Here is a 24278-nt window from a genome sequence, read left to right on the forward strand (position 1 = left end):
GGAACCTACGAAAACATGTTATGTCAATATGCAGTTTGATAGAACGCATATATAATTTTTACTCATTGCCCAGAGATCATGTGACAATCTTGTAACAAAAAAATAAAAACCCATTAAAAGTTTATATATAGTGATACTTTTTAAAATTTTAATAAAATATGCACTTTATGTATCTGCTTATATTTGGTTTCACTACATTTTGTTTACCAATAATGGAAAATGGACAAGTAAAAATCCTTTCATTAGTTTTAAATATATTAAAAATTCACTTCCACTAATCTAGTGAATTTTTATCGCTTTTTTTTACAAAAATAAAAGAATTTTCTTGAGATCTTTTTCCAAACATTCTATATAAAGTACTTACTAGAAAGCTACTTTTTAACGTCCAAACAACAACTTTCCATAAAAAAACCTGATCAATTTCCAGATGAAATCGATCAGGCTTACGCGTTCCTTCATTATAATACAGTTTCTCTAATGTTAAACAAACGGCGCGCATTATTAGCTGTAATCTTTGCCAATTCCTCATAAGGCAGTCCATGGATTTGAGCCATCTCTTCAGCAACAAATTTGACATACGCTGATTCATTGCGCTTACCTCTAAATGGATGAGGTGTTAAATATGGACAGTCTGTTTCAATCAAAATACGCTCAAGCGGGATTTTTGCTGCCACTTCTTTTGGTCTTTTCGCATTTTTAAAAGTGAGAGGGCCGCCAAACGAGATATAAAAATTCATATCCAGGGCCATTTTAGCCAACTCATAGCTACCAGAGAAGCAATGCATAATACCGCCTACTTCCCCTGCTTTTTCTTCTCGCAGAATATCGATAATATCCTGATGTGCATCACGGTCATGAATAATAATCGGCATTTGTAATTTTCGAGCCAGACGAATCTGTTTACGGAATACCTCTGCTTGTACATCACGTGGTGACGTATCCCAATAATAGTCCAGCCCCATTTCTCCCAGCCCAACAACCTTAGGATGTTTACTCAATTCTTCTAACCATTCCAGGTCTTGTTCCTTCATAGTAATAGCATCTTGTGGATGCCAGCCAACAACCGCGTAAATAAAGTCGTACTTCTCAGCCAGCTCCATTGTTGTAGGGATTGTCTCGCGGTTAAAACCAACGTTTACGATCGTACTTACTCCATTCTCCTTCGCACGAGCAATTACCTCATCGCGGTCCTCATCAAATTGTTCTGCATTCAAATGCGCATGTGTATCAAACAGCATAGATTTCCCTCCTTTATTTCATAACCTGTATTGAGATCATCTACCGTTACGATCATAATCAAAAAGGCAAGCAGTGCGAACGCCACACAAGGCTTCCGCACTGCTTTTAAACAACAATTCCTCTTATTTATTAGCCTGTGCTAGTGTTATTTTACAACAGAACCATTTGGCATGCTGGCATCAACCGTAGAAACAGTCAATTGGTCACCATGAGAAGCTGCTAAAATCATACCCTGAGACATTTCTCCACGTAATTTTACAGGCTTCAAGTTTGTTACTACGATAACCTTTTTACCAACCAATTCCTCTGGCTTGTAATATTTCGCAATACCTGAGACGATTTGGCGTTGTTCATCACCCAAATCAACTTGTAAAACTAGTAGCTTATCTGCATTTGGATGCGCAGCACATTCTTTTACCTCTGCTACACGTAATTCAACTTTTGCAAAATCATCAATTCCGATCAAATCTTTTGATTCAGAAGACTTTTCTTTTGCTTCAACTGCTTCTTTTTTCTCTTCGTTCACTTTGCCTTCCCCTTTCAATGCATCCTGTTTCTTTTTATTCTCTTCTGCTTGCTTGCGAGCTTCTGCTGTGCTTGCATCAATAAAAGCTAGCTCCTGTTCAACGTCAAGGCGTGGGAATAACAATTCTCCGCCGCGATTTACCTTGATTCCAACCGGCAATCTTCCCCATTCACCAGCTTGTTCCCAAGTCAATATAGCCGCTTGTTCTGCAATACCTAGCTGCGCCCAAATTTTAGCTGGAGTCTTGGTCATAAATGGTTGCAACATAATAGAAGTAATGCGAATACTTTCCGCTAAATTATACATAACAGTAGCTAGACGCTCTTTATTTTCTTCTGATTTAGCCAAAGCCCACGGTTGTGTTTCATCAATGTATTTATTCGTGCGGCTAACTAGATCCCACAGATGGCTTAGTGCATTACTAAAGCGCATTTCGTCTAAATGCTCTTCTACAAGCTTTTTCGTTTCAAGCGCCTGCTTAATTAATTGATCATCAAATTCCCCTGATTGACTTGGACTTGGAATAATGCCCTCGAAATATTTTTCAATCATGGCAATCGTACGACTGACCAAGTTACCTAGATCGTTTGCCAGGTCGTAATTTAAGCGTTGGATAAAGCTTTCTGGTGTAAACACTCCATCCTGACCAAAGGCGATCTCGCGGAGCAGGAAGTAACGAACACCATCAGAGCTATAGCGCTCAATTAAGAATTTAGGATCGATAACATTTCCTTTTGATTTGGACATCTTGCCATCCGGCATTAATAACCAGCCATGACCAAAAATTTGTTTCGGCAATGGAAGATCCAACGCCATCAGGATGATTGGCCAATAAATCGTATGGAAACGGAGAATATCCTTTCCTACTAAATGAACATTAGCAGGCCAGTAGCGCTGATACTTTTCATCGTTATCGGATAAGTAACCAAGCCCTGTAATATAGTTAGCAAGCGCATCAATCCATACATAAATCACATGCTCTGGATCTGTTGGCACCTTTACGCCCCAATCAAATGTGCTACGAGACACACTCAAATCCTGTAAGCCAGGTTTTAAAAAGTTGTTTACCATCTCATTGCGACGAGATTCAGGCTGGATAAAATCAGGATTTGCCTCAATATGAGCAAGGAGTTTGTCTTGATATTTGGACATACGGAAGAAATAGTTTTTTTCCTTTACTTTTTCAACAGGGCGTCCGCAATCTGGGCAGAAGTAGCCTTTATCGGTTTTCGCCTGAGTTTCAGTCCAAAATGCTTCATCTGGCACACAGTAGTAGCCTTCATATTCACCTAGATAAATGTCACCTTGATCGACTAAGCGTTTAAAAATCTTTTGAACGATAATTTCATGTCGTTCCTCTGTCGTACGGATAAAATCATCATAAGAAATGTCTAGCTTCTGCCATAGGTCCTTAATCCAATCAACTACAGGATCAATAAACTGCAAAGGAGCTAGGCCTTCTGCGGCAGCTCGTTCCTGTAATTTTTGACCGTGCTCGTCTGTACCTGTGAGATAGTATACATCGTAGCCGCGCAATCTTTTGTAACGGGCCATCGCATCTGCAGCAATGGTTGTATAAGCATTCCCGATATGTAGCTTATTACTTGGATAGTAAATAGGCGTTGTAATATAAAATGTTGGCTTTTTTGTCATGTCATACACCCTCCTAATATGTTTTTACACATACAAAAAAGACTCCTCCCCTAATTGGGACGAGTCTTGTACTCGCGGTACCACCCAAATGCTCCGTTCCTTCACAGAAACGGACTCGGTAAGTAGTCAACAGCTACTCTCCTATAACGCAGGAATACGTCGCTCCTTATCCGCCATCACTACAATGACCGTTCATGAACGAAACTCAAGGACCATCTTCCACTTCCTTCACTTAACTGGCTTTCACCTACCCCAGCTCTCTAAATAAGCTTTTGAAAGTGTACTCTTCCCGTCAACGTTTACTATTAAAATGATACTTCTATTGTATACTAAATTATCTGTTCATAAACGTAATGTCAAGGGATTTACGATAGGTTTCTTTTTCGCCAAAAAAATGTCGAATCTCGACATATAATTCGACATTTTTCTATATTAATATCCATTATTAGGTTAATTTGTCGTATGACATTTTCCATCTTTTATGAAAAAAGATTTCTGACAGATTCATATACAAAGGGGTTTTTAGCCTCTAATTTCATATAATTATTACTGATATTTCGTGATTATCACGTTTTATTCGTACAAATTGTAATAATTGTAAAAATGCCATTGACACCTTTGGTAATCACTGGTATCATAAGCTATAATAAATTGTCGAATATTGACGATTAATAGATAAATATTCGGTATTCATCGATACAGGATCCACCCACTTTTTTTAAGAGTTTGAGAGGAGCTTGAAGGGTATGAAATCAACTGGTATTGTAAGAAAAGTAGATGAATTAGGACGTGTTGTTATTCCAATTGAACTTCGTCGTACACTTGGAATTGCAGAAAAGGATGCTCTAGAAATCTTTGTTGACGGAGAACGCATCATCCTTAAAAAATATGAACCAGCTTGTATTTTCACAGGAAACGCTGAGGATTTGGTATATTACAAAGGAAAAATGATCAGCAAAGCTTGTATTGAAGAGATGGCATCTATGCTTGACGAGAGTTCCCAACCGAAATAATAATAAAAGGCTATTGCTCCAGATAATGAGCAGTAGCCTTTTTTTTGAATATTTGCTGTCATTCTTCTCAATTAGTCTTGGTGGTATTCATTATACACTTCTCTGCGTGTCAGCTTTCGATCTTCAGCCGTTCTTTTACATGCTTCCTTAACAGACATTCCCTGTTCGATATAATGTTCTACATGTTCTTTTAGACCAAAGTCGCTCCACCAAACCTCTGTTTCTTCTTCCGTTAAAGGCTGGCCATTATAGCCAGAAACAATTATGCAAAACTCTCCTCTAATCTCTGTTTGCTCTAGCCAGCCTATCAGCTCAGACATCGTGCCTCTGGCGAATTCCTCGTATCTTTTGGTCAGCTCTCTCGCCAGCACCGTCCCACGATCGCCTAATACCTCTTGCATAGCCGCTAATGTTTTCGTAATGCGATGAGGTGCTTCATAAAATAATAACGTTTCTGGGTAATGAGCTAAACGATCCAGCTCTACCTTACGTTGCTTTTTATCACGCGGTAAAAAACCGCAGAACACAAATTTTTCTGTCGGTAATCCAGAGGCAATCAAACCTGTTAATGCCGCGTTAGCACCAGGGATGGGAACGACCGTACAGCCAGCGTCAATTGCTTCTCGTACCAGGTCGGCTCCTGGATCAGAAATGGCGGGCAGGCCTGCATCACTGACTAGAGCAATGTTTTTTCCATCCAACAACCAGTTAATTAATTCCGGTCCACTAGATGCTTTATTGTGTTCATGATAGCTAAGTGTACGTTTCTCTATCTGAAAATGAGTAAGGAGCTTTCTGGTTTGGCGTGTATCCTCACAAGCGATCACGTCCACCTCACGCAATGTCTGCAAGGAACGGACTGTAATATCATCCAAATTTCCGATAGGTGTTGCCACTAGGTATAGGATACCTGTGCTTGTGTTTTGAGCAAAACTCTTTTGTATATTCATCTATCGTAACTCCTAAATGATTATTTCATCGAAGTAGATTAAACCGATGCATTACCGAATAAAATCAAGCTTTCCTTGGCCGAACGTTGAAGACGTTTAATTTGTTCTTCCCTTTTAAGTCCCCATGAACGATCAGCGCCTTCTTCCCAATACACCAGCTCAATCGGACAACGGCCTCTTGTATATTTGGCACCTTTCCCTATTCTATGCTGCTTAAGCCTACGCTGTATCTCTGTTGTGTATCCCGTATACAACGAACCGTCTGCACATTGTAACATATATACATAGTGACTTTTATGCGAGGGAATCTCGCTTTCCATAATAGATTTCATATAGTTCATCGCAGTACTCTTCCCCTTGCTTATACACAATCAGCGGTGGTTGTATCCGAAGCTCCGGTTTCCCTCCTCGTATCCCTTCCACAAGTACCATATTAGGTTCACTATCTTGGCGGGAATGCACGAACCGCATACGCTTAGGCTCGATACCATACATCCTCATGCCTGTAACAATATCTATCAGACGAGTTGCACGATGCACTAATGCCAGTTTCCCCCCATTCTTCAGCAGTCTGCTCCCAACCCGTAGTACATCATCTAACGTAAGATGAATCTCGTGGCGAGCTATAGCACGATGGTCATTTTTACTTGCTTCTCCTGCGATCGAAGGCATATAAGGTGGATTACAAGTGATGAGATCATATTTATTATCTCCAAATCTCTCCACCGCCTTGCGTACGTCGCCATGATGAATAGTAATACGTTCTTGCAATCCATTCATGATCACGTTACGTTCTGCCATATGAAACAATCGTTCTTGCAGTTCAATACCTTCAAATTCAGCAAATGGCGTTCTTGTACTCATTAATAAAGGAATGACTCCATTACCTGTGCAAAAATCTAATACTTTTCCCCTCTTAGGTACCTGTGCAAAACGAGCAAGTAATACTGCATCCATTGAAAAACAAAACACTTCATGGCTTTGAATGATTTTTAATTCGTAGGTTAACAAATCGTCAATCCGTTCTGTATCATACAAGGGGACTTGCTGTTTTTCTGTCATATTGTATCCTCTCTTACCAATCAGAAGGTAGTTATCCATCATTTTATCAGTAAAAAGCGACCCGTCTGTGTAAAAGACATCAGGTCGCTTTTGTTTTTCGTATCACTTGTGTCCACCGCTTAAAAAAGATAAGCAGAACAGGCAATCGCCTTCTTTTCTTATACTACCATAGTGTACGTTGCAAATATGAAATCCTTCCGCATATAGTCGCGCAAGATTATCATATCCTTCGCCCACTATTTTTTGATTGCCTACTACCTTTTGACTGGCTGCTGCCCTTTTTTGTTGGCCAGCACTTTGTTTTTTTGAAGTAGACTGATCGGCTCTTTTCTGGAATCGGTTACGCAAGTGTTCATTTTCAATGAGAAGCTGAGCATTCTCTTCCAAAAGTTTGACGATCACGTCTTTTAGGCTGCCAATCTCCTGATAGAGTTCGCCCACTCTCTCTTCCATGCTCGCGATTTTAGCGAAGATTTCCTGTTTCTCCAACTTCATCACCTCTCGCTACCCGTCCTCTATCCGATCTCTGGTCGACTTGTTACAATTTCATCAAAGGTAAACTCCATGACTCTTCCTACTTCTAGGAGATCAACCTGAGCCACTCTGCCTAAAATATTCAAGCTTACAACTCTGCCATCCCCCATTGGTGTTTTCACCCATGAGCTTAGTTCAGGTATTTCTTCCTTCGTTGTTTCGTAGTTATCATTTTCATACTTCAAACAGCACATGAGACGTCCACACAAACCGGAGATTTTAGCCGGATTAAGCGAGAGATTTTGATCTTTCGCCATTTTAATGGATACCGGTTCAAAATCACCTAAAAAGGTGGAGCAGCATAGCATTCGACCACAAGGTCCTATACCGCCAAGCATCTTAGCTTCATCCCGAACACCAATCTGCCGTAATTCAATGCGCGTACGAAACACCGCTGCTAAATCCTTTACTAATTCACGAAAATCAACGCGGCCGTCCGCTGTAAAATAAAAAATAATTTTATTCCGGTCGAATGTATATTCAACATCTACCAGCTTCATTTCCAGTTGATGTTCTCTAATCTTGGTTTGGCACACCTGAAAAGCATTTTTTGCAGCAGCGCGATTCTCATCGACTTGCCTAGCATCCGATTCATCGGCAATTCGAATTACTTTCTTTAAAGGAAGAACTACATCAGAATCTTCCACTGTCTTTTGTCCGATCACGACCTTGCCATACTCAACACCACGTGCTGTTTCAACAATCACGTGACTGTCTTTTTCTATCCGCATTTCGTCAGGATCAAAATAATATATCTTACCCGCTTTTTTAAAGCGGATTCCGACCACCTCGTACAAAATTTATCCCTCCTGGATATGAAGAACAAGTCGCTCTAACGCTAATTGTGGGTTAGCATTACGCTCTATCCGATTTCTTGTCTCCATGGCTACATCAATTCCTCGCAATATCTCGGTTTGAGCCCACTGCAAGGCCTGCTCTTCTAATGCATCCTGTTGGTCTATGTTGATGATGTTGGCCCTACGCCCTACTTGAATATAGAGGATATCTCGCAGCCAAAGGATGAGCAAATCCAGAAAGAGAGGAAGTTCTTCTTTTAATCTATCGTTACGTTGAAATTGATCTTGAATCGTAAACAGCGCTTGGGAATCACGTTGTTTCAAATCCCTTCCCAATTGTATCACCATAGCTTTAAGCTGTGCAAACCATTCTGATTGGCTTAATAGCCGTGCATCGTCCAGATTTGTTGTAATTTGGGAAGCAACTTGGGCAAGGCCCCGTGTAATTCCTTCGTTTACAAGCGATTGCACAATCATTTCAACCGGTAGAGGGTTGAATACTATTGTCTGACATCTGGATAAAATTGTGGGTAAAATGGCATGACTGTTTTCAGATAGCAACAAAGCAAGCACACCCGCTGGTGGTTCTTCTAAAAATTTCAGCAAGCTATTTGCCGCTTGGGTTGTCATTTTATCTACATGCTCTAGAATATAAACCTTATTCTTCGATTCAACAGCACGCATCTTCATTTCTTTTTGCAAGGCTCTAATTTGCTCTATTTTGACAGAGGCACCATCTGGAGAGATTTGATACACATCAGGATGGTTCCCTGATTGAATACGTTGGCAGTTCAGGCATGTCCCACAAGCGTCACCGGGCTGATCTAAGCAAAAAATGGATTTAGTCAAATGCCGAGCCACTTCCATTTTGCCTACCCCTTTTGGCCCCGTAAATAGGTATGCATGAGCCAAACGATCGTGCTTTATACTATTAGCTAAGACTTCTGCCACACGCTCTTGTTTTTTTGCTACATTACTCCAGCTCATTTATTGTCACCTAAAAATATAAATTGATTAGCATGCCTCTGATTTCACCAATTCGAGCAAGCATATCTATCAAAGGAGCCTGCTCGCTCAATAGATCGTCTGCCAATGCCAATAATTCGGCATCGATCTCTTTGATAATTTTATGAATGCGACCTCTTCCTCGGCGATTGGTTCCTTTACGCTCATCAAGAGCAATCCCAAACCGAACAGCTTCCTCCATAAATCGCTTGATAAGATTACGATACATATAGTAATCTCGTACATTGCGGGAGCGAGCCAAAATATCTCCGTGTTTATCTATTTCTGTAAGCAGCAGCTGAAGTCTTTCCTCGTTCAATCTCTGCCCTTCACCTTTAACCATATCTCGAAAGTTCATCTTTTCCACAGATACATCCCTGCGTTGACCTATCCCTTTTACTTCGAATGTAGGTCTGATGCCATTATCAATTTTCACTAGGTCCTCACTCCCGCTCACCTTTACCCGAAACTAAAAAGAATGGAAATGCTCTACGTCCATCACAAAAACGGCTGCGCCCCCCACTTGTACTTCAAGCGGATATGACAAAAATGAATCAACTCCACTTCCAAGCGGCGACACAGGAGTCACCATCTGTTTGCGGGATTGGCAGTTCTGCTCAATGATGGTGATAAGCTCTGTTACACGACCATCATCGGTCCCTACAAGAAACGTTGTATTCCCAGCGCGGAGAAAGCTTCCTGTACTGGCCAATTTTGTAGCACGGAATCCTTTTTTTACAAGGGCTTGTGATAAACGCCCACTGTCTTTATCCTGCACAACAGCGATGACCATTTTCATAGTGATTTCATCCTTTCTGCTTCGCAATTGTAGTGCTTAGCTCTCTTACCAGTAACATATAAATTACTCTGGCTATAATTCGATTGAAGGGTACCACTTTCCTGTAGAAAAGGGCATTGCTTAATCGGAAAAATCAAATAAAATTTGGTACTATCATTATTTTTAAGGGGCTTACCTTATTGTTATGTCAAAATAGCTACTTGGTGTAATTTTTCTAGCTTTCACACAAAGAAATCTTCCTCAGTGCTTTTTCCTATTATACAGCATGTACGACCTATTTTTCATTCAAACATATTTTTCTTGCTAAAGAGTTTTGCTGAAAAAAAAAGAGCATCTCATCATCGCTGCCTACACCGTATCGACGGGGAAAACACGAATGATGCGTCTGCTCTTTTTTTAAGGCTATCCCTCTATGCTTTTTTTATTTTTTCTTGGACGATAGCAAGCATTTCGTCGACTACCTGCTCTATTGGCTGGTCAGCATTAATACGAACAATCCGTTCCGGGAATTTATCAATCAATAGCTCATATCCTTCACGCACCCGGTTGTGAAATGATACTTTTTCCAAATCAAGGCGATTTTTTTCTCGATTGGAATTAGCCTCAATCCTAGCTAGTCCCACTTCTGGGGATACATCAAGATAAAAGGTAAGATCGGGCATACGATCCTCAATAGCAAATTGATTAATAGCAAATATTTCGTCGGTAGGTAGCCCCCGCGCAACACCCTGATAAGCTAGACTACTATCAATAAATCGATCACAAAGTACAATTTTCCCCTGTTCCAACGCAGGTATTACTTTTTCCACAAGATGCTGGCGTCTTGCTGCGGCATATAATAGCGCCTCTGTTCGCCCATCCATTTTTGTATTTGCTCGATTCAATATTACCTCACGAATTTGTTCAGCGATATCCACCCCACCTGGTTCACGTGTGACTAAGACCGGCAGCCCCTGTTCTGTTATTCTCTTTTCTAAAAGTGTAATTGCAGTGGATTTTCCCGCACCGTCTCCACCTTCTAATGAAATAAACATGCCTGTGTTCACCATACCCTCTCATTTAACAATGTTTACCTTTTATGACTTGAATGGTTTTTACCGTAGCATCCTTCACCCCATGAAAACGAGCCTCTTTTCTTTGTAATTCCTGTAAAAGAGCAATTACCTGCTCGTCCAGGACTTCACCTGGAACAATCATAGGTATGCCTGGCGGATATGGAATCACCATCTCAGCACAGATACGTCCCTGTGCTTCTTCTAATAATATAGACTCCGCTTCCTCTTCTGCCGCTATATGCATACTCATAGCTACTTTACGTAAAAAGCAGGAGGAGACTAATCCTGTTTCAAAAGCACGCAGGCCTTCTCCTCGCACTTCTTTTGACAGTTCTTCCATAACCGTAAGCAACCTTTTACAATCCAGCTCTGTCGTACCTGTAGACCCTAGTAGCAAAAGATGATGCAATCCAGCTAACTCTGTATAAATATAAGCTTCTTCTAGCTTTGTTTGCAATTCAAAGCCTGATAGCTGAGAGGAATGTAAATTGATTACAATTCGCAGCGGATCTAGGGTTTGATACCCTGTTTGCTTCTTCCAGCCGGCTACTGAAAACCAATCGAATTGACTAAGACGTTCTTTCGTTTTTTCAATAAGCCCAATCGCCTTCTGTAGCTCTTGTTGCCCCTCTAGCACCATATGTCGACGGGCTAAATCAAGAGACGCCATTAACGGATAAGAAGGGCTAGAGGATTGTAGCATCGCCAGATAACGATACAATCGGCTGCGATCAATAAGTTCTCCTTGAACATGCAGCATTGACCCCATTGTAAAAGCAGTTCCCATCTTATGTGTAGACTGAATGGAAATATCAGCCCCACTCTGCATAGCTGAGGCAGGCAGGTCCGGATGAAAACCATAGTGCGCGCCATGCGCCTCGTCAATGATTAATGGAATGTGATAACGATGAACAACCGTAGCCATCTTTTCTAAATCAATACCCATCCCATAATAAGTCGGGTTGGTAAGAAAGACAGCCTTGCAATCAGGGTGCTCCATCAAAAGCCGTTCTACATCCTCACGCCGTACACCTGCGGCAATACCAGTCTCTGCATCTACAGCAGGAACGACAAAGATCGGCTCCGCTTTCGCAAGCATCAATCCATGGTAAACGGATTTATGACAATTACGCTGAACAATAATTTTATCTCCAGGTCGGCAAATCGACATGATCGCAGCCAAATTCCCTACTGTTGTTCCACCGACTAAAAATTTGGTTTCTTCAGCTCCGTATGCCTCTGCTGCCAACTGTTGAGCTTGAGCAATAATATCTTCCGGCTGATGCAAGTCATCCAAGCCTGTAATCTCTGTTAAATCAATTGACAGGTATTTTTCAAAAAAAGACCTTGCTTCCTTATCGAAGCTTCTCCCCATCTTATGCCCAGGTACATGAAAAGGATGAGGGTTTTGTCGTACATGCCTTTGTAGTGCATCAAACAACGGAGCTTTGCGCTGTCTCTCCCAAAAATCTTCCTGATTTTGCATCATCTTTCTCACGTCCTTTTGTTTCGGTACCCCCTATTGTACCATGTTCAAAAGTCTAAAAGCCCATAAGAAAAGAGGCATCGCCCATTGACATGCCTCTTTTACATGTTATTATGCATTCTTTTTAAACCAGATTTGCCGCATCTGTTTAATATAAAAGGGATAACGTTCGTCACGTACGTCGGTCTTGACCATTTCTTGCTCACATGTATAACAAATAAATCGGTTACAAATGGATATACCAACGGCTTGTTCCCTGTTGCAGATAATGCAGCGATGAGAGTGGTCTTCCATATGGGACACCTACCTTTTCGCTAAGCTTATCAACCATTATATCCCATTATAATCCGTTCCATTCCAAACGTTCGGCTTTTGACCAAGTGTTCGATAGTATATTTTCTCAAGCTTTGCCTCATTTGACGGAAAGCAATCCATTACGTCTAAAATATAAGGCTTAGCCATACTTTCGTATAAGCTGTCTAAACGTATACTGAGAATATCCTGATCATGTCTTACAATGAGTAGAACATCAGCCAGTTTTGCTGCTTCCAGCGGAGTATTGCAATAGCGCCAGTCCCGAGGTAGATTGTTCGTTTTTTGCTGACACGCTCGTACGTAACATGAGACTTCCAAGTCGACAGGTTGTGCAAGCATATCAAGAGGAAAGCTAGGGTCAAATCCCCAAATAGCGACTCGCTTGATGCTTACTTGCTGCAACAGATCATTCCACTCTCGCTCAAGCCATTCTTGTTCTAGCTGTAGAATCCCCTTGTCATAAACATGGGGAAACAGCCAGCCTTGTCCAATTCGTCTGTCCATGCCCAGACCTTGCCCTACAATATATGCTCTAGCCCCCAGCTCGTCACATCGAGTGGCTAGCCTATGATAAAATCTTGTTTTCTGATTCAAAAATATTTGACGTGCCCAAGCAATTTCAACTGCTTCTTCATATCTGCATAAAAACGAAATGTAACCATGCATGGCAAGCCCTCTTCGTAAACGGTCATGCCAATTTCGTACTGCAAAAGCATCTTCGGAAAAGCATTCGCAAGCCTCGCTACCGATTATGGCTTTTTTTTGCTCCGCCCAGCAGAGTAAGCGTATGATTTCAACAGAATCTTGTAAGGGCTGTAGCCGTTTTATAAACTCATACGCTGCCGTATCAGAACAATGATCTCCTGCTAGAAGCACAAGATAGCGTCGATTGCTTGACCGATTATTCCTAACACATTTTGTTATATCACGCATAAACTGTTGCCATTCTCCAGGAGACAGACCTTCAGTAAAAAGCCAGCCGGATAGTTCCCCTTTTGTCTGCTCCCATTCCTTTGCAGAAATGATATCTATCTCACATGTGGCAAATGCATCAAGGCATTCCCGCGGTAACGATAGGGGGGCTACCGAGTGCAAGTACACAAGCGTTGCCTGGCTCACCTATGATCTGCTCCTTCCGCTTGCCTATCATATAATCTGCTCAAATTTATCATTCCCAGAAATGGGGAATTGATGATCCTCGTTTTGACACGTGATCATCCCTTCTAACAAAACGGGCCCCTTTGCTTGCTTTGGATATGGAACTGCTAAAAGATAAGCGATTGTGGCAGCTACTGACACGATGGCAGGCCGTGTAGTCACAACCTTTCCTCGATGGATAGACGTTCCTTGCATGATAAGTGAAATGTAGCGTTCTTTATGACTCAGATGTACACGCCCACCCATGCCTGTCGCTTCTCCATGATCAGAACAAACCATAAATACGGCTTGATTGAGCTTGCCGAGCTTGTCTAATTGGTGGTAAAACTGCGCGATCATTTGATCAGCCTGATTTATTTTTGCAAGATATTCGTCGCAATAGACTCCACATGTAATTCCTGTTCGATAAATATCTGTCATTTGTACAAGCAAAAAATCTGGATTGTCTTGCTCTGCAATTTGAATAGCTTGCTCTATTCGGCCGTTATCAGTCTGTTGATTTTCCCGTACATATGCCTGGCGAGCTTCCTCATCAAATAGACAGCTTATCTCCTCTTCAGCCAATATCCTCCCTACCTTCCCTGCTCGGTGCAGGACATCAAGGATTGTCTCGCGCTGTATTGTTTTTCGATTACCAAGATGGCTATTTATCTGGTGCTCAGACGGATAGGTTCCTGTCAAAAGAGAGCAAAAACAGGACTTTGTATCTGCGGGATATACACTCTCTGCCTTTTCCCAGCTAGTTCCTGTTCGTTGCAACCAATCAAGAAAAGGGGTGTGAGCTTCGACCAACTGTTCTTTATTGCAGCCATTCAACACCACCAAGTAAACTCGTTCAACGGGAAAAACATACTGTGTAGTAATCTTTTTCGCATTATCTATATTCTCATCAGGCTTCCATGTAAAAAACAGTTGATGGATGGCATAGCTGTAAAAAAATAATACAAATGCAAATACAAAGTGAGATAAAATACTCTCACTCACTGTCCAATCCTGCCATGACACAGAAGCTTCCTGCATCGCTATCAGTAAAATCAAGGCCTTGGGCAATTGCTCAAATATATTAGCACTGCTTGAATCACTAGCCCTAGTAAGCCTTTTCATAAAGTGCATCAATTGGAAGGAGAAGCTGATATGCCCAGTTCCAGAGAAATGATAAATGCCCCATAACACGGTAACCACAAGGAGATAGAGACAGATCGTATATACAGTCATACTAAGCAACAGGCATTTATACCACAGGATGCCTGCAAAACAGAGGGGTCCTAGTAAAAACCAGCGAATATGCAAGGGATAATCATAGAAAAACAATAAGAGGAAAATAGGGAAGCATAATAGTAGAGATATAAAAAAGCTTTGCCAAAACACTATATCTAACCATTCCGAAAAATGAAACAATAAAAAACCAACCACCACGAATAGGAGAGTAAATATGTTTCCCTGTCGAAAAATACTCCAGCAGCCCATGGCAATCCTTTCCCGGTTGAAAGCTGTACTCATGGCATCTCCCTCTCCTTCCTACTACCAATTAATTCCTATGATAATAACCCTATATTTACCTGTCAATTGAAGGATACAATTATCTATATAACCTACCGATAATACTATAGAACGAACAAAAAGGAGGCCTGTTGATGAAAGAACAGACCATTTACAGCTACCGCTTACTATATCGTTTTCGTTGGGGAATTGGCGGTTATCTGTTACAACTAATCGGGATCATTACGGCCGCTTTTATTTTGGGCCTTTGGCAAGCTCTAACTTGGTATTCTTTCATTCTTTTCCTTTGTTATCTTATTTTTATCCCGCTATTACATATGACTGCCGTTTGGGTGTATACCTCTATTCTAGCTCAGCCATTTCAACTATCCAAATTGTCTTGGTTGTCTCCATGGTGGGGCACTACTCATTCGCTTATGGTATCACTTTCAAGCTACAGAAGACTGGAGACAGTGACTTGCCTAGGTGTATTCTTCACATGTTTAGCTATTTTTCCATGGTCTTCTTTTCCTTCCGGTCATTTCTTGGTAATCATCACCATATTTAGTTTACTTCCTCGTTTCATTCCGTTGCTTGTTTCTTTCCGCCATCCACAGGAAGCCTATGTGAAATACGAAAAAGCAAGCCTTGCATTTCTAATGACTGATGGAAAGAGTTAATGCTTAGCCTAGCAGAAAAAGCCGAATAACGATCAGTGCAAGTAAGCCCGGAATCCGTAGAAAGCCTGCTATAATAGCTGTTACGGGATTAATCGGCACATAGAATCCCGCCATCTCACCAAAGAAATTAGAGAAATACAAAAGGATCGCACCAATAATGACATTTATAGCAATCGTTCCCGTCCAACGCAATGGACGGGAAACTGATCTACTAAGCGCCACCAAAACAAGGAACCCAATGATCATTCCAGCTATCATAATCTCCGTATTCATTTCGCCATCCTCTCCCTCTACGCATCTCTTTGTTTCTCATTTCGACGGCGTATTTGTTTGAGCAGATACATGTATCGCTTTTCAGCAAGACGGTATTGATAAATAAAATGGTCAATCTGTTGAAATCCTTCCGAGACATCCACATGCCGCTGAGCATTTTGCCAATACTGTAGTGCATTAGCAATCGCTTCCTGTAAATGGTAAGGCTGCACCTGCTGCTCTTTCAAACCCGCGTTCCGCTTCAACCATTTCATACAAGTCCCCCTTCTATCTATTCATCAGGTTTATGATTGATAAGAAAGAATGACACTAACTACATTGTTGATTGAATGCAAAATAATCGAGGCCCACAGTGAGTGAAAGCGATGACGGACAATTCCAAGGGACAACCCAATTATAAATAAAGGTAGAAATAAGGCTATATCAATATGAATAATAGCAAACCAAAAGCTCGCGATCAGGATTCCCCAGAAAGCTCCCCACTTTTTCACAAGATAAGTCTGAAGAACCCCGCGAAACATCATTTCCTCTGCGATCGGGACAAATAAGCCTGTCATAAAAAAGGATAAAAGAATCGTTATCAAGCTGTTTTGCTTGGCATCCCTTATTTCTCGGCTGATTCCTTCCTCACGTGCAGAGCTTAACGATATGTGAAAAAGGTCAGCCAAAGGGGCCACCACATAGCTCAGCAGGAATGTAATCCCCAAATAACAGCCGATGATAAAGAAAAACATTTTCCCGACATCAGTTGGACTTTGAAAGCCTATTGATTCTAACCGTCCTCGAAACCAAATGAAACAAAACATACACAAGAAAATTTGCAAGGAAGCAGATTCAAATAATCCTCCTATACTTCCTGTTGTAAAAAGCGGATAGCTCAAAAGCCCTGTCCCATATAAGAAAATGGAGGCATTATAAAAGATTTGCATAAATGCGACTGCATGTATAAAATCCGTACCGTTTACCTCTGTATGACCAGTCCAAGCAGAGACGCACCGATCTCGAATCAAAGCAACAAAAAACAAAATACTCGTAAGCAATGTAAGGAATATATTGCTCCATAACAATAAAACTTGTATTGTTCCCATATTGGCTAGCATATGGATTTCCCAGGTACCGTCTGCCTTTCGCAAGATTGACGTTGCTGATAGTTGAACACCTATATACAGAACATATTGAAAGGTTAATACCCAAGCCCATTTTACAGAGCGCCTTCTTACCGTTGGCAGCAATGGCATGTAAGGTTGCATTCATTCACTCTCCTACTCTTTAGGTTATGCCTCGTCCTAGTAAAAAAGCACTTTCTTTCCCTATAAAAAATACTTCCTAACCAAATGTAGGTTTCCGTACTAGGAACTTACTCCCTCTATTAATAAATGTGGGTCTGTCCAAGCTATAACCCCATTGAACCATAAAATATCTTTTATTACCCCATATAACAAAAAGGCGCATGATTTCTCATGCACCTCTTATCCCTATTATTATAATTCCCGGCGACCTTCTAAGGCTTTAGTCAATGTTACTTCATCTGCATACTCTAAATCCCCACCTACAGGTAGACCATGAGCGATACGTGTGACACGAATGCCAAAGGGTTTTACTAAACGAGAAATATACATAGCTGTAGCTTCCCCTTCAATATTAGGGTTTGTAGCTAAAATAAGCTCTTGTACTTGTTCATCACCTAAGCGTTTGAGCAGATCGGGAATATGAATATCTTCAGGACCAATCCCATCCATAGGTGAAATAGCACCATGCAGAACGTGATAATACCCCATAAATTCTCTGGTCCGTTCCATGGCAACCAAGTCTTTTGGTTCTTGAACGACACAGATGATAGAACCATCACGGCTTTTATCACGGCAAATCTGACAGGGATCCGAATCGGTGATATTATTACAAACCGAGCAATAGTGCAGTTGCCGTTTGGCGTTAACCAATGCTTTTGCTAAATCAAGTACGTCATCTTCCTTCATGCTTAACACATGAAAAGCTAACCGACTTGCTGTTTTTGGTCCAATGCCCGGCAATTTCATAAATCCTTCTATTAATTTCGAGACGGGCTCTGGATAAAACACAATGACCTACTCCTTTACGGGAGCTTATGCTGGCAAATTAGAACAATCCAGGAATGTTCATGCCGCCAGTAAAGCGTCCCATTTCTTTTCCAACTACTTCATCAACATTTTTCATAGCGTCGTTAATTGCAGCAAGAACTAGATCCTGCAACATTTCCACATCTTCTGGATCAACTACTTCTGGATTGATTGTTACATCAATAACCTGCTTATGTCCATTCGCTTTTACAACTACAGCGCCACCGCCAGCTTTACCTTCTACTACTCTTTCCTTCAATTGTTCTTGTGCTTTTTGCATCTCATCCTGCATTTTTTTTACTTGTTTCATCATTTGCTGCATGTTTTTCATTCGTAATTCCTCCTTTAAATGTATGTGTTCGTGCTTTATTCCTTAATGTGTGTCAATCGTTCTCCCGCGACCCGAATCGCTTCAGCTATAAATGGATCTTCTGGGGCCTGATCTGACCCTGAGGGATTTGAATGCGTTTGTTCTCCCCGGACATTTTCCCACTCGTCTTCTGTTATGGATAGAAGCTGAAGTGGTTTACCTGTTACAGTAAGAAACGCGCGCTCGACAATACCTCTTAGCTCTGGTTCCATTGTTTTTTCACAATGAATCGATCCTTTAAAAGTAACGATTACGGCATCAGAGCTAGCAACGGTTGGCTGACCGCTTACAACCCATGCATGATATTTATAGTGGACCTTTTTCACTTCGGATAAAATTTGGCCCCACGCACCACGGATTTTTTGGGAAAGTCCCTCATCCACTTGGCGAACAGCTTCACGTACCTTCGTCATAGAAGTCTTCGAACCGCCTGTAGCCGGCATAGCTCGTCGAACCTCTCGTTGTTTTCCTTCTTCTGAAGCCGCTTTTCCTCCTGCTGCAAGGTTTCCCTGTAGAATTTGGGTTAGTTTCTCTTCTAGCATTTTTACACGCTCGAAAAGAGGAGCCATATCCGGACTAGACACCGCTTGAGTCCCTCCAGAAGCAGTGTTTGGCACAGCGCGCGCACCTGCTCCATTACCAGCCTCCATTGCTTCTTGCCCTACAGATATAGAACCGGCTGTGGAGGACGAGGCAGATAGGTGGCATAAGCGAACCAATGTCATCTCTACCAAAACTCGTGCGAACGTTGACCATTTCAGTTGGGTCAAGGCCTGATTAAGCTGTTCTATTACTTCATATAAAACAGGCAGAGCAAAGCGGTTGGCTACCTCTGGGAATTTTTCATCAATTAGTGTACGCTCCATGATTTCTTCTAGATTAGGGGCTGTTTTATATAACAACATATCCCTAAAATAAAACAGCAGGTCTTGTAAGAACTGTTCAGGGTCTTTTCCCTGAGACATAATCTTCTCCAGCTCTTCCATTACCCCTGTTACATTCTGTTCAGAAATCATACAACCAAGTGTGGAAAAATAAGCTTGGGACACAGCCCCTGTAATCTTTAACACGTCAGATGCGCTTACTTGATTCCCGCTATAGCTAATAGCCTGATCCAGCAAGCTAAGTGCATCACGCATTCCACCCTCGGCCATTTTCGCAACTAGCTTGAGTGCTTGTTCCTCAGCTTCAATTTGTTGAGCATCACATATATGCTGTAAACGCCGAGTCATTTCAGCTAGCGAAATGCGATGAAAATCAAAGCGCTGGCAACGTGAAATAATGGTTGCTGGCAGCTTATGCGGCTCGGTCGTCGCTAATATAAATAGCACGTGCCCGGGCGGTTCTTCCAATGTTTTTAACAGTGCGTTAAACGCCTCTGTTGTCAGCATGTGTACCTCATCAATGATGTACACTTTATATTTTACTTCGCTTGGTGCAAATTTGACCTTATCACGTATATCTCGGATTTCTTCGACACCACGATTGGATGCAGCGTCAATCTCCAAGACATCGGTCACTGAGCCTTCTGTTATTGCTATACATGCTGGACATTGGTTACAAGGTTCACCATCCTGTGGATTTTGACAGTTTACTGCTTTTGCCATAATCTTAGCTGCACTGGTCTTCCCTGTACCCCTTGGTCCATTAAACAGGTAAGCATGCGAAAGTCGCCCCTCGCGAAGAGCATTTTGCAAGGTTGTTGTGACATGAGTTTGTCCAATCACATCACCAAAGGTTTGCGGTCTGTATACCCGATATAGCGCTGTATAAGCCATCCTTGCTCACTCCTTCTCACCTGTTTTGTCAAACCTTTTGCATCTTATTTATTATACTATAAGCAATAGCCTTTTTCCAAAGTTGGTTACACCAAACAATATTTCCGCTCAAATAATATAGCGCCCGGCCCCATCTCTCATACCTGAAGATGCCCCGAACGCTATGTTTTTCTAGATATATGATAATAAAATGTGAAAGGTTGTTCCAAATCCTTTAGAGGAGACACGAATTTGTCCTCCAATATCATGAATGATTTTTTGGCAAACAGATAATCCTAGCCCAGTTCCTTCATCCTTTGTTGTGAAAAAAGGATCGAAAATCTTATCGATTAAATATCCAGGTATTCCAGGACCTGTATCTTGAATATTTAGACTAATCTTATTGCAATCCTCTTCATAATGGTATGATACCGTCAGAGTTCCTTCATTCCCCATTGCTTCCATTCCATTTTTACAGATATTTAAGAAGACCTGCTTTAATAATTCAGCATCACCGACAACCATTGGCAAGGCCTCTGTCCCTGTATAACGAACCTCAATTCCATGCAACAGTGCTTCATTTGCAACGATAGGCATGATTTCTTCAAAGACAGTATGTAAACTGATCATTTGATATTGAACATCGCGAGGTTTACTCAGAAGCAGAAATTCACTTACTAATGAATTAATTCGGTGCAGTTCCGTTAACATAATATCAGTAAAGGTCTTTTCTTTATCCATCCCATTTTCCTTGAATGATTGCTGAAACATTTGTAAAAACCCTTTGATTGAGGTTAACGGATTTCTTATTTCATGGGCTGTGCCTGCCGCTATCTGACCAATCATCGCCAGCCGGTCGCTCCGTTCAATCTTTTGTTCTAATGAACGCATATTGGTCACATCTTTGAAGATAACATAAGCTCCAACAATTTGACCTACTTCATTATGCAAGGTATTAGAGTCTACTAAAAGCTCGTAACGTTGCTTTTGATTTGTCCAGGACATCGCTTTATTTTGGAATTTTACTCCTTCTAAAAGCTCTCGCTGTACTAGTCGCTGTTCCTCAGGAATCCCTGCAAAAACCTGATCAATATGCTGGTTTAATACAAGCACTCGATCTACACCTAATATTTTACAGGCTACTTGACTTATATCGACCAATCGAGCCTGAACATCTAGAACGACGACACCCAGATTAATTTCAGAGGTGAGCTGGTTAGCCATGCGTTGGGATAGGGATATGGATAAATCCTTGGTTAACTGGAAGAAATGAAGAAAATAGATCGGCTCCCCATTTTTATAAGAAATCGTAATCATAACAGGTGTTTTTGATTTTTTCCCCTGAACATCCTGATAAATCATTTCTGTAGGCTTTAATAACTGTTTTTCTTTTTCTAATAAACTATCATAAAGATGTCTAACAGAATTCATATACGGTACTACTTTTTGAAATGGTGCAGCGATGATCTGTTCGTAGCTAAACCCTGTTGCCTGCAATAATGCTTCACTCACTTCCAAAATGAGACCCTGTCCATCAACTATGAGCAAGGCGTGTTTGATATGCTGTGAGTATTGCTTTAGTCTTGAGAAAGCATGGCACTTCTGTGACGTTATGATTTTCTCCAACTGTTGCCTCTCCCCTTCCCCATTACTTACAGTAAGCGTTTATTACTTTTCGTAGACTTCAAATAGAGATTCGTCAACAAAATGGTAAGCCCCTGCTTTCATGGAATAGTTTTCCTCCAAAATATATCGCTACTCTTCGCCAGGTAACAACAAAAAACGCCACTTATCAAAAGTGACGTTCTAGTTATATGTATAGATGCCGTGCACCTATCATTGATACATTCCATCCGAGCGTTACTTATACAATTGACTCAGACCAGGCTACCCTACGGCACACGCAAGGTCCCACTTATGGCTGCTTCCTTCCGGACCTGACCAGGTTCATAGGTTCACGTTGCATAGGACCCAATCCTCAACACCAACGGTATAAGGCAGACCTCACATAAAATGACCGCTGATAGGAATTCAATCCTGCTATTGCGGATTGCAGGCTACAGGGCACCGCAACCTCCCCATCTAGCACGGCAAACTTTATAAACAAAGTACTGAAAACCTTTTGCTTACTTAGCATACCATAATAGAATTGAGATAAGCAAGCGATAAACAAATCCAGCACAGGAAAAAGCAAGCAAGTATATTTCCAGAGTGCCTCCTTGATTTTCGTTATCAGATCAGCCAATATAGGGAGAAAGGAAGAACAAAGTGAGGCTGAATGAATGAAACGTGAACGTCTAGATAAAATATTAGCTAACACAGGAAAAGGAACTCGCAAGGAAGTAAAACAACTGATCAAACAGCGCATCGTTACCGTAGATGGTGTCGTGGCAACCGATCCTGGTATGCACGTCATTCCGGAGCAACAGCATATAGAAATTGATGGTGTACCTCTTCAATTCAAACGTTGGGTATTCGTCATGCTTAATAAACCAGCCGGTGTCATTTCAGCAACTGAGGATGCTCTACATGAGACAGTTGTCGATTTGTTACCAGATGAATGGAGACATAAAGTACACCCTGTAGGTCGTCTCGATATCGACACAGAAGGACTTCTCCTTCTAACCAATGATGGACAACTCTCCCATAGCCTGCTTTCTCCGAAGAAGAAAGTAGATAAAGAGTATTTTGCCCGAATTCAGGGACGTGTTACAGAGGAGCATATCGCTGCTTTCAAGCAAGGTGTAACGTTGGATGACGGTTATGAAACCATGCCAGCTACTCTCGAAATTCTTCATTCAGGGGACATTTCAGAAATTCACGTGACCATCATGGAAGGAAAGTATCATCAGGTAAAGCGTATGTTTGCTGCTTTCGACCTTAAAGTTACTTATTTAAAACGCGTTCGTATGGGTCCTCTCTTACTCGATGAATCACTTGAGCTAGGTGAATTCCGTGAACTGACCGAAGAAGAATTGAACTCCTTGCGTAAAGGACAAGAAGCTGAGTAAGCTCAGAGCAGAATTTAATCAGTTTGTGTGAGGGAGATGTTCTTTGCATCTTCCTTCTTCTTTTTTCGCAGTTGTCGGAAAAAATCCTTAAGCATCATCTGACATTCTTCTTGCAATATCCCTGCCCATACAGGCACCTGATGGTTAAATCTTGGTTCAGCGCATAAATTCATCAAAGTTCCTGCACAGCCGGCTTTTGGATCAGTTGCCCCGTAATAAACCTGTTCAATCCGACTTTGCACAATTGCGCCTGCACACATCGGACATGGCTCTAGAGTCACATACAGATCACAGCCGATTAAACGCCATCCCCCTAGTTTTTGACTCGCTTCCCGGATAGCAATCATTTCGGCATGTAAAGTCGGGTCCTTTTGCGTTTCGCGCAGATTGTATCCTCTGCCGACAATCTCTCCCTTTCGTACGATAACCGCACCGATCGGAACCTCTCCTAATGCTGCTGCCTTTTTTGCTTCATTCATCGCTTCTCTCATAAATCTCTCGTGTTGTGGTTCCATCTATCATCACTACTTTCCGTACCCATTTTCTATTATTCTTCAGTATAGCTCGCGAGGTATTTAACTTCAAACTCTTCACTCTGATCGATCACCATCTACAATCTCCTGCTTATTTGTTAGTAATCCTTGTAGGATCATACTCATTGACAAACAAAAAGGTAGGTGAGTACCTTGACTCACCCACCCTATGTCTAGCAAGCTTCTATGATTGATTTGAGCTCGAAGTGGCTTCATTGCGATTAGATTTGTCCGTTGTGCGATTATCTGAGTCAGAAGTAGCTGCCACTTCTTTAGCAGCTCCTGTATAAAAAGGGGGATGGGACAAGCCATCACTTCTTGAGCTCTGAAGTGTACTTCGAGAATTTTCAATCGTTTTTTCTAATGTTTTAATGACAGCATCCGTTAAACTAGGCAGAACAGCAATCACAATCTCAAGCAACGTATTTTTTACCTCTATATTCTTTTGCATTGCAACTACCTCCTACACTTAGATTCGTTTGTGAAC

Annotated in this window: 27 protein-coding genes, 1 other RNA gene and 1 other annotated feature; of the genes, 3 read left to right on the plus strand and 25 right to left on the minus strand. The window is 41.5% G+C overall.

Annotated elements, in window-relative coordinates:
- Window positions 1-458 precede the first annotated feature (458 nt).
- Entirely contained in the window at window positions 459-1238 is a 780-nt protein-coding gene (locus AYJ08_RS19330; RefSeq protein WP_064019060.1) for a TatD family hydrolase, read from the minus strand.
- 146 nt (window positions 1239-1384) lie between these two features.
- Window positions 1385-3418 carry a methionine--tRNA ligase gene (gene metG / locus AYJ08_RS19335; RefSeq protein ID WP_064019061.1) on the minus strand — a complete coding sequence of 678 codons (2034 nt, stop codon included), beginning with the start codon at window positions 3416-3418 and terminating at the stop codon, window positions 1385-1387.
- Between the two features lie 52 nt (window positions 3419-3470).
- Window positions 3471-3723 (minus strand) — a binding site (T-box leader).
- Window positions 3724-4164: 441 nt separating this feature from the next.
- Between metG and AYJ08_RS19340 the strand changes: the two genes are divergently transcribed.
- Complete coding sequence (locus AYJ08_RS19340) at window positions 4165-4431, plus strand: AbrB/MazE/SpoVT family DNA-binding domain-containing protein (RefSeq protein WP_064019062.1); 267 nt, start codon at window positions 4165-4167, stop codon at window positions 4429-4431.
- Between the two features lie 71 nt (window positions 4432-4502).
- Here AYJ08_RS19340 and rsmI read toward each other — a convergent pair whose 3' ends face one another.
- From rsmI to AYJ08_RS19400, 13 genes are all read right to left on the minus strand, one after another.
- Window positions 4503-5381 carry a 16S rRNA (cytidine(1402)-2'-O)-methyltransferase gene (gene rsmI, locus AYJ08_RS19345; RefSeq protein ID WP_064019063.1) on the minus strand — a complete coding sequence of 293 codons (879 nt, stop codon included), beginning with the start codon at window positions 5379-5381 and terminating at the stop codon, window positions 4503-4505.
- Window positions 5382-5419: 38 nt separating this feature from the next.
- Window positions 5420-5722, minus strand: a complete 303-nt coding sequence (locus tag AYJ08_RS19350) for a GIY-YIG nuclease family protein (RefSeq protein WP_082891033.1) — start codon at window positions 5720-5722, stop codon at window positions 5420-5422.
- A complete protein-coding gene (locus tag AYJ08_RS19355; protein ID WP_064019064.1) occupies window positions 5676-6443 on the minus strand; it encodes a tRNA1(Val) (adenine(37)-N6)-methyltransferase in 768 nt (255 codons plus the stop codon). Before AYJ08_RS19355 ends, AYJ08_RS19350 begins: the two co-directional genes overlap by 47 nt.
- A 102-nt stretch (window positions 6444-6545) precedes the next feature.
- A complete protein-coding gene (gene yabA, locus AYJ08_RS19360; RefSeq protein ID WP_031412539.1) occupies window positions 6546-6932 on the minus strand; it encodes a DNA replication initiation control protein YabA in 387 nt (128 codons plus the stop codon).
- Between the two features lie 26 nt (window positions 6933-6958).
- Window positions 6959-7774 (minus strand): PSP1 domain-containing protein, encoded by an 816-nt coding sequence (locus tag AYJ08_RS19365; protein ID WP_064019065.1) that lies wholly within the window; start codon window positions 7772-7774, stop codon window positions 6959-6961.
- A 3-nt stretch (window positions 7775-7777) separates the two neighbouring features.
- Window positions 7778-8761: a DNA polymerase III subunit delta' gene (holB, locus tag AYJ08_RS19370; protein WP_064019066.1), complete on the minus strand. Its 984-nt coding sequence runs from the start codon at window positions 8759-8761 to the stop codon at window positions 7778-7780.
- A gap of 10 nt (window positions 8762-8771) precedes the next feature.
- Entirely contained in the window at window positions 8772-9215 is a 444-nt protein-coding gene (locus tag AYJ08_RS19375) for a YaaR family protein (protein ID WP_064019067.1), read from the minus strand.
- A 33-nt stretch (window positions 9216-9248) separates the two neighbouring features.
- The gene (locus AYJ08_RS19380) at window positions 9249-9578 is read right to left on the minus strand and encodes a cyclic-di-AMP receptor (RefSeq protein WP_003333929.1); all 330 of its coding nucleotides are present in this window, start codon (window positions 9576-9578) and stop codon (window positions 9249-9251) included.
- A gap of 410 nt (window positions 9579-9988) precedes the next feature.
- A complete protein-coding gene (gene tmk / locus AYJ08_RS19385) occupies window positions 9989-10612 on the minus strand; it encodes a dTMP kinase (protein ID WP_031412543.1) in 624 nt (207 codons plus the stop codon).
- 25 nt (window positions 10613-10637) lie between these two features.
- Window positions 10638-12122 carry an aminotransferase class I/II-fold pyridoxal phosphate-dependent enzyme gene (locus AYJ08_RS19390; protein ID WP_064019068.1) on the minus strand — a complete coding sequence of 495 codons (1485 nt, stop codon included), beginning with the start codon at window positions 12120-12122 and terminating at the stop codon, window positions 10638-10640.
- 108 nt (window positions 12123-12230) lie between these two features.
- Window positions 12231-12413 (minus strand): sigma factor G inhibitor Gin, encoded by a 183-nt coding sequence (locus tag AYJ08_RS23155; protein ID WP_082891034.1) that lies wholly within the window; start codon window positions 12411-12413, stop codon window positions 12231-12233.
- Between the two features lie 36 nt (window positions 12414-12449).
- Window positions 12450-13553 (minus strand): hypothetical protein, encoded by a 1104-nt coding sequence (locus AYJ08_RS19395; RefSeq protein ID WP_064019069.1) that lies wholly within the window; start codon window positions 13551-13553, stop codon window positions 12450-12452.
- 27 nt (window positions 13554-13580) lie between these two features.
- Complete coding sequence (locus AYJ08_RS19400) at window positions 13581-15092, minus strand: alkaline phosphatase family protein (protein WP_064019070.1); 1512 nt, start codon at window positions 15090-15092, stop codon at window positions 13581-13583.
- A gap of 134 nt (window positions 15093-15226) precedes the next feature.
- On the opposite strand from AYJ08_RS19400, the gene AYJ08_RS19405 reads away from it, so the two are divergent.
- Window positions 15227-15751 carry a hypothetical protein gene (locus AYJ08_RS19405; RefSeq protein ID WP_064019071.1) on the plus strand — a complete coding sequence of 175 codons (525 nt, stop codon included), beginning with the start codon at window positions 15227-15229 and terminating at the stop codon, window positions 15749-15751.
- A gap of 3 nt (window positions 15752-15754) precedes the next feature.
- On the opposite strand, the gene AYJ08_RS19410 is transcribed toward AYJ08_RS19405, so the two are convergent.
- The 8 genes from AYJ08_RS19410 to ffs all read right to left on the minus strand — a co-directional run bounded on the left by AYJ08_RS19410 (window position 15755) and on the right by ffs (window position 22338).
- Window positions 15755-16024 carry a pro-sigmaK processing inhibitor BofA family protein gene (locus AYJ08_RS19410; protein ID WP_064019072.1) on the minus strand — a complete coding sequence of 90 codons (270 nt, stop codon included), beginning with the start codon at window positions 16022-16024 and terminating at the stop codon, window positions 15755-15757.
- A 17-nt stretch (window positions 16025-16041) separates the two neighbouring features.
- Window positions 16042-16278, minus strand: coding sequence for a DUF2508 family protein (locus AYJ08_RS19415; protein ID WP_064019073.1), 237 nt, complete (start codon window positions 16276-16278; stop codon window positions 16042-16044).
- Between the two features lie 30 nt (window positions 16279-16308).
- A complete protein-coding gene (locus AYJ08_RS19420) occupies window positions 16309-17274 on the minus strand; it encodes a CPBP family intramembrane glutamic endopeptidase (RefSeq protein WP_064019074.1) in 966 nt (321 codons plus the stop codon).
- 231 nt (window positions 17275-17505) lie between these two features.
- On the minus strand, window positions 17506-18102 hold the full coding sequence (gene recR / locus AYJ08_RS19425) for a recombination mediator RecR (RefSeq protein WP_031412553.1): 597 nt from the start codon (window positions 18100-18102) through the stop codon (window positions 17506-17508).
- Between the two features lie 37 nt (window positions 18103-18139).
- Window positions 18140-18451, minus strand: a complete 312-nt coding sequence (locus tag AYJ08_RS19430; protein WP_003333941.1) for a YbaB/EbfC family nucleoid-associated protein — start codon at window positions 18449-18451, stop codon at window positions 18140-18142.
- Window positions 18452-18486: 35 nt separating this feature from the next.
- Window positions 18487-20268 (minus strand): DNA polymerase III subunit gamma/tau, encoded by a 1782-nt coding sequence (gene dnaX, locus AYJ08_RS19435; protein WP_064019075.1) that lies wholly within the window; start codon window positions 20266-20268, stop codon window positions 18487-18489.
- A 171-nt stretch (window positions 20269-20439) separates the two neighbouring features.
- A complete protein-coding gene (locus tag AYJ08_RS19440) occupies window positions 20440-21873 on the minus strand; it encodes a PAS domain-containing sensor histidine kinase (protein ID WP_064019076.1) in 1434 nt (477 codons plus the stop codon).
- Between the two features lie 199 nt (window positions 21874-22072).
- Window positions 22073-22338, minus strand: an RNA gene (ffs, locus tag AYJ08_RS19445) — signal recognition particle sRNA large type.
- Between the two features lie 191 nt (window positions 22339-22529).
- On the opposite strand from ffs, the gene AYJ08_RS19450 reads away from it, so the two are divergent.
- Entirely contained in the window at window positions 22530-23258 is a 729-nt protein-coding gene (locus AYJ08_RS19450; protein WP_064019077.1) for a pseudouridine synthase, read from the plus strand.
- Window positions 23259-23272: 14 nt separating this feature from the next.
- Here AYJ08_RS19450 and tadA read toward each other — a convergent pair whose 3' ends face one another.
- Together tadA and AYJ08_RS19460 are read right to left on the minus strand one after the other, a co-directional pair.
- The gene (gene tadA / locus AYJ08_RS19455) at window positions 23273-23773 is read right to left on the minus strand and encodes a tRNA adenosine(34) deaminase TadA (RefSeq protein WP_003333946.1); all 501 of its coding nucleotides are present in this window, start codon (window positions 23771-23773) and stop codon (window positions 23273-23275) included.
- 202 nt (window positions 23774-23975) lie between these two features.
- Complete coding sequence (locus AYJ08_RS19460) at window positions 23976-24242, minus strand: hypothetical protein (protein WP_031412566.1); 267 nt, start codon at window positions 24240-24242, stop codon at window positions 23976-23978.
- Between the last annotated feature and the right edge of the window lie 36 nt (window positions 24243-24278).

The sequence above is a fragment of the Brevibacillus sp. SKDU10 genome, from assembly GCF_001645205.1.
Lineage (GTDB): Bacteria > Bacillota > Bacilli > Brevibacillales > Brevibacillaceae > Brevibacillus_B > Brevibacillus_B halotolerans.